The sequence below is a fragment of the Clostridiales bacterium genome (genome assembly GCA_017961515.1).
Lineage (GTDB): Bacteria > Bacillota > Clostridia > Acetivibrionales > RGIG10202 > RGIG10202.
Genome location: JAGCXC010000015.1, coordinates 1 through 6,341, shown reverse-complemented (window position 1 = coordinate 6,341; position 6,341 = coordinate 1). Strand labels below are relative to the sequence as shown.

The following is a 6,341-nucleotide window of genomic DNA, read 5'->3' as shown; positions in this document are numbered from 1 at the left end:
ATACTGTCGTAAAATCAATAACTGTATGGAACGGAAACGAGAAAGTAAACTCAATTGGTAGATTCTCAACAGGAATAGCAAACATCGCATTCACTAAGATAGTAACAGTTCCAGCAGGACAAACTGTTAAGTTACCAATAAAGATAAATGTAAATAATACAGCAGGTATTGCATCTGAGTTAAAGATTTCATTACTAGAGGTTAAATCAGATACTGCATTAGCAGGAACATTCCCAATGGTGGGTAATGCATTCACAATTTCAGAAGTTGATTTAGGAGAAATTGAAGCGAAAATAAGTGGAGATGCTCCAGTAGCCAGTCTTAATGCAGGAGATAAAGACGTAAGATTAGCTAAGTTTGATTTTGAAGTTAGAAGCGAAGCTCAAACAATAAAGAGAATTGTATTTTCACAGGATGGAACAGCAGCAGATACAGACTTGGCTAATTTGAGATTAGTTGATGAAGACGGAACAGTATTAGCAAAGGGAGAAATGAACAGAGGTGAGTTGGTATTTGATCTTAATAGAGAGTGTGCTTCTGGAACTACTGCAAGATTAACTATTAGAGGTGATGTTGTAGGTGGAGCTGGAAGAACAATTCAATTCTCAATAGATAATGTAAATGACATTCAGTCAGTAGGTAAAGTATATGGAACAACAATAATCGCTAATGGAACTATTGATGGAAGTAAATTAACTGTAGAAAAAGGTGCATTCATATTAACAAAATCCGCTTCTTCACCAGCAGCAGCTACGGTAGCTACAACTGTTGATGATCAAAAGTTTGCCGCTATTAAAGTTGAAGCTATAGGTGAACCTATTCAATTAGAGACAGTTTCTGTTTCTATAAAGTCATCAGATACAGAGACAAGTGATAAAAAAGTTAGAGAAATAAAATTGGTTAGCAATGGAGTTATAATAGCATCACAAGAAATTAAGAAAAATGATGATGTATCAAACGTGGAATTACCATTAAGTGAAGTTGTAACAGTAGAACCAAATTCACCAATAACAATAGATGTATTAATAGATTTGAAAGATGCTGTAAAGGATAAAACTTATGAAGTGGGAATATTTAAAATAGACGGTTCAGGGTTAGTAAGTGAGAAAGATATAAGCTTCAATAAAGACGAGATCGAAGACGAAGTAATCTATGGTAGTTTGATGACAGTTGGAGACATAAAAGTTACACTTGAGCAAAAAGCACAAGTTAACGGTTATGTATTCCCAAATCAGTCAGAAGAAATTTTGGCCGAATTCAATATTAAGCATAACTTAGGTGAAACAGTAAGGTTATCAGCTCTAAAAGTAAAAATAGCAAAAGGTGATAATGCCGACGCAGGAAACGATTTAGTGGCTAAAACATTCAAGAATGTTAAATTAGTATCCGCTTCAGGAAGTGTTGTGTCAGAAACTGTAATAAACCCAACAACTTCTGAATTAAACATTGCATTAAAAGAAGGCGTAACTGTTGAGGCAGGTAAAACAATTAGATTGGGATTGATGGCAGATATTAGAGCTGGAGCAAATCCAGGGGATGTATTTAAGTTTGCGGCAATTGATGCATCATCAGTAACAATAGCAACAGGTACAACAGTAAGTGCTAGCAAGACATCTGAAGAAATAGAGTCAGCAATAGCTGATAGCAGATCAGTAGAAATAAGTAGCGGTGCTACAGAAGAGGATGTAAAAGCTAATAAGTCAGATGAAGTATTAAAAGATAAAAATGTTGTTGCGAATACTAGTAATGTCGAAATAGCAAGATGGAAATTAACTAATGAAAGCAATGAGGATGTTGGAGTAAATAAGGTTTATTTGACAGCAAAGTATAATGGTCAAACTCCTAAGGATGGTCAAAAGAGAGATTTGCAGAGAGCATATGTACAATGTGTATTAAAAGATGATAAAGGTACTGTATTAACAGATACAAGTGAACCATTTACTTTAAATAAAAATGTGGTTACAGAAATAGATATATTAAAAGATAGTAATAGAAGCAAACTTTTAATCGACGCGGCTAACAATAGTGGGGATGGAGAAAGAGAATTAATCCTTTACGCAAATATTGCCGATGGAGCACAAGTTGGAGGCAGCATATCTGTACAACTTGGTTCTGATGTTGATAATGGAAACTTATTTGAAATAACAGGAAGAATTAGTGGATTAACAACTACAGTTAAAGGAAATCCTATAGAATCAGATAACAAAACTACAGTATCTGTTTCAGTAGTTAATGCAAATGCACTCAGTGGTAATAAAAACGTAACAGAAAATGAATATTCTAGTAAAAATGGTGTGAAAGGCGAAACACTTGGTAAGTTCAGCATTAAGAATACTGGAAAAACAGCTGTAGGAGTAAGACAAATCGTATTAAGACTTGATGATCAATCAGATTATGGAGATGAAATAAAGAAACTTGAACTATATGATAGTGATGGAAATAAGGTAGCGTTGGATCCAGTGTCAGATTGGGTTGAAATTAAGAAAGCTAACGAAGTAGTAGTAGCAAATCCTAATTATGGTACAATATCTAAGTGGTTAGAGATATATGAAAATCATGAAGATGAAAATATCAAAAATATTTATGATAATGATACACCTGATGATGATAATAGTGCAGATGCTATAATAGAAAAAGCTCATAAGTATGTAATATTCAATATAGCAAGTAGTAAAATAAAGATTTCTGCAGGTAAAGATGAGGTATTTGAAGTAAGAACTGAATCTGATAAATTGTTACCAACAGGTAGTAAGATTACTCTATTTGTAGACAAGGCTCACACTTATACTGACAAAGCATCCTTTGATGGATATGAGATTTGTCTTGACAATGAGAAAGATGTGAACCTAGGTACAGTAGAAGTAAAAGCAAAGAACTAATCCAATCTAGCATAACAACTACTGCAGGGACTAATCTCTCTGCGGTGGTTTTTTTATATCGTCATACAACAGTTAACCTACTCCCTTACGTCATCAAAAAAATGATATTTGTTATTGTAATGCACTTAATAAAATGGTATCATACTAGTTGAGATGGAGGTGCTTATGCTTTGAATATACATGATTATGAAAAAGCAGAAACAAGCAATATAGACTATAAGGAAGAGTTAGAAGAAAAGAAGCCTAAAAGTTGGCTTAAATCGGTTTCAGCTTTTGCTAATACTAAAGGTGGCATTATACTTTTTGGAATAAACGATAAAAATCACACTTTAGTAGGCCTGAAAGATATTCAACGGGTTGCTGAAAAAATAACCGAACTAATAAATTCGAAAATTACACCTTTGCCAAGGTATGAAATAAACACTTTTAGTGAAGATGGCAAAGATTACTTAGAATTAAAAATTGGTGATGGACCGTCAACACCGTATTATTTCGTGTCAGATGGTCGAAAGGAAGTATATATTAGAGCGGGTAATCAAAGTTTAATTGCTCCAGAACATGTGCTTAATAATTTGATACTCAAAGGTAAAAATTTATCTTTTGATGCATTATCAACAAAATATCTTATAAAGGACTTAAGTTTTACTTTGCTTGGTGCAACACTGAAAGAGAAAACAGGAAATGAGTTTAATGAAATTAAAGATTATATATCCTTGGGCTTAGCAAGTGAGGACGGACATATAACTAATGCAGGTGTATTGTTAAGCGATCAAGGGGCACTTAAGCAATCTAAAATTGTTTGTACTAGATGGAAAGGTAAGCATAAGGGAGTTTTGTCAGAGGATGCAATAGATGATAAAGAGTATACAGGCAGTATAATATCTCTTTTGGAAAATGCAGACTTGTTCATTAAAAATAATTCAAAGCAATCTTGGAAGATTGTTGGGATGAATAGAATTGAATTAGAAGATTATCCTGCAACTGCACGTAGAGAGGCTATTGTGAATGCATTGATTCATAGAGACTATCAAATACTAGGTGCAGAAATACATATAGATATGTTTGATGATAGATTAGAAATTACGTCTCCAGGAGGAATGTTTGATGGAAGTCTAATACAGAATTTAGAGATAAAAAACATACCTTCAATGCGAAGGAATGTCATTATTTCAGACGTATTCAGTAGATTGCATTTTATGGAACGTAGAGGAAGTGGATTAAGCAGAATAGTCGAGAGTTATAGTGATTCTGAGTTAAAGCCCAAGTTTATATCTGATTCCCTATCGTTTAGCGTTATTTTCCCCAATAAAAGTTACTCTAAAAATACGGAAGATGAAAAAAATAAAAATCTTGTATCTGATGAGGAATTATTTTTTATCAAATTGTATAAAAGCATACAGAATGCAAAGATAAAAAATAGTACAATAGATCAGATAAAAGTAATATTCGACAAAGTAGGTTACTCGGATGTTTTTTCAAGAGATGATGTGAAGACGTTGTTAAATGTAAAAGATACACGAGCAACAAATTTGATAGCGTTATTGTTGGAATTAAACCTTATTAAAAAAGTAGAAGGAGTTACTTATAAATTTTTCAAATAAAAAATATCGGTGTCGAGCGACATTTTTAAGAAAAATATCGGTGTCGAGCGACATTTTTTATAAAAGTAAAATTTCATATATGTGTACTTTTGATTTTTCTTACATAATTTTTTACGCTAAACTTCATCTTACAAGTATTTTTTTAAAAATCTATTGACTTTTGAATACAAAATATAATAAAATGTATTTAGAAATCAATAAAATGAGGAGATGATCTAAAGTGAGTAACAAAGAAAAGTTGATGACAATTATTAAAAAAAACAATGGCTACGTGCGCACTAGCGACCTTAGACAGCATGGCATACATCAACAATTCTTAAGGCAATTAGTTGATGAAGGATATATAAAAAAAGTTACGAGGGGGGTATATTCACTTACAGGTCAATCTCCCAACGAATTTTTTATTCTAGGTCAAAGATATTTATCCGGTGTTTTTTCACACAATACAGCGTTGTATTTTTACGATATGACAGAAAGAACGCCCATCAAATATGATATGACGTTTCCCAATAATATTCGAATATATAATGAATTTGTGAAGGCACATTATATAAAAAAAGAAATATATTCTTTAGGATTAACTACAATAAAACTGTCTGATAACACTGAAATCAAAATATATGACAAAGAAAGGACTATATGTGATATAGTAAAGGACAGAAACAAAATAGATACACAAATATTAAATACGGCCCTCAAAGAGTATATGAAGAGAAAAGATAAAAATTTATTTTTATTATACAACTATGCTAGTAAACTAAGGATTGAAAGTATATTAAGTCAGTACATGGAGGTTTTAGATGAATGAAAAGAAATGCAATGAGTTTTAAAGCAGTTATAAATAATATCGCAAAAGAGAATAAGATATCCGCACAATCGGTATTGCAAACATATATGTTAGAGAGATTACTAGAACGAATATCAGTATCCTCATATAAAGATAAAGTTATCTTAAAGGGAGGGATGCTAATATCGGCTATTTTAGGAATAGATACTAGGACTACAATGGATATGGACACAACGATTAAAGGAGTAAGGATAACAGAAACTAGTGTTCAAAAAATGGTACAGGAAATATGTAATATCAATTTGAATGATGGGATCACGTTAAAATTGACAAAAGTAGAAGACATACGTAAAAATGATGAATACGGCGGATTTAAGGTAACGATAAAAGCTGAGTATGATAATGAATTGGATGTTACGCTAAAAATTGATATTTCAACCGGAGACAAAATAACATATAGGGAAATAAAATATAGCTTTACACTTATGTTTGAAGAAAGGAAGATTGAAATATGGGCATATAATGTTGAGACAATTATTGCAGAAAAATTCGAATCAATAATAAGCAGAGGTGCTTTGGGAACACGAATAAGGGATTTTTATGATGTACATATGTTACTAAAAACACAAAGAAAGAATATACACAATAAAACGCTAAAAAATGCAATTATGTCTACTGCAAAACACAGAGGAACTCTTGATGTAATACAAGACTGGAACTCCATAACTAATATGCTAAGAACAAATACAAAAATGATAGCTCAATGGAAAAAATATAAGTCAAATAATTTTTACGCAGAAGGTATAGAGTTTGAAGACCTGATAGATAGTATTCAAGCCGTTGGAGAAGTATTTACCCTGTAAGAAGACTTTAGAAAAATTTGAGTTTCAAAAACAAGGGGTATATCCCCTTGTAGACTGGTTTTGAGAGCCTTTTTGTATCAGTGCAGATACTGTCGTAAAATCAATAACTGTATGGAACGGAAACGAGAAAGTAAACTCAATTGGTAGATTCTCAACAGGAATAGCAAACATCGCATTCACTAAGATAGTAACAGTTCCAGCAGGACAAACT

Annotated in this window: 5 protein-coding genes; 4 read left to right on the top strand and 1 reads right to left on the bottom strand. The window is 32.3% G+C overall.

All coding sequences use genetic code 11. The features are described from left to right. From J6Y29_00815 to J6Y29_00800, 4 genes are all read left to right on the top strand, one after another. Window positions 1–2,879 (top strand): hypothetical protein (locus tag J6Y29_00815; GenBank protein ID MBP5426434.1); only part of this gene is annotated, 2,879 nt, incomplete at its 5' end. 170 nt (window positions 2,880–3,049) lie between these two features. Continuing rightward, on the top strand, window positions 3,050–4,480 hold the full coding sequence (locus J6Y29_00810) for a putative DNA binding domain-containing protein (GenBank protein ID MBP5426433.1): 1,431 nt from the start codon (window positions 3,050–3,052) through the stop codon (window positions 4,478–4,480). 220 nt (window positions 4,481–4,700) lie between these two features. After that, complete coding sequence (locus tag J6Y29_00805; protein ID MBP5426432.1) at window positions 4,701–5,288, top strand: type IV toxin-antitoxin system AbiEi family antitoxin domain-containing protein; 588 nt, start codon at window positions 4,701–4,703, stop codon at window positions 5,286–5,288. After that, complete coding sequence (locus tag J6Y29_00800; GenBank protein MBP5426431.1) at window positions 5,285–6,130, top strand: nucleotidyl transferase AbiEii/AbiGii toxin family protein; 846 nt, start codon at window positions 5,285–5,287, stop codon at window positions 6,128–6,130. Before J6Y29_00805 ends, J6Y29_00800 begins: the two co-directional genes overlap by 4 nt. 24 nt (window positions 6,131–6,154) lie before the next feature. Here the strand turns inward: J6Y29_00800 and J6Y29_00795 are convergent. Then, a partial coding sequence (locus J6Y29_00795; protein ID MBP5426430.1) for a hypothetical protein occupies window positions 6,155–6,341 on the bottom strand: 187 nt, incomplete at its 5' end.

What these genes read in the sequence shown, in the direction of transcription:
- J6Y29_00800 (MBP5426431.1), top strand. Translation starts at nt 5,285, where the DNA reads ATGAAAAGAAATGCAATGAGTTTTAAAGCAGTTATAAATAATATCGCA.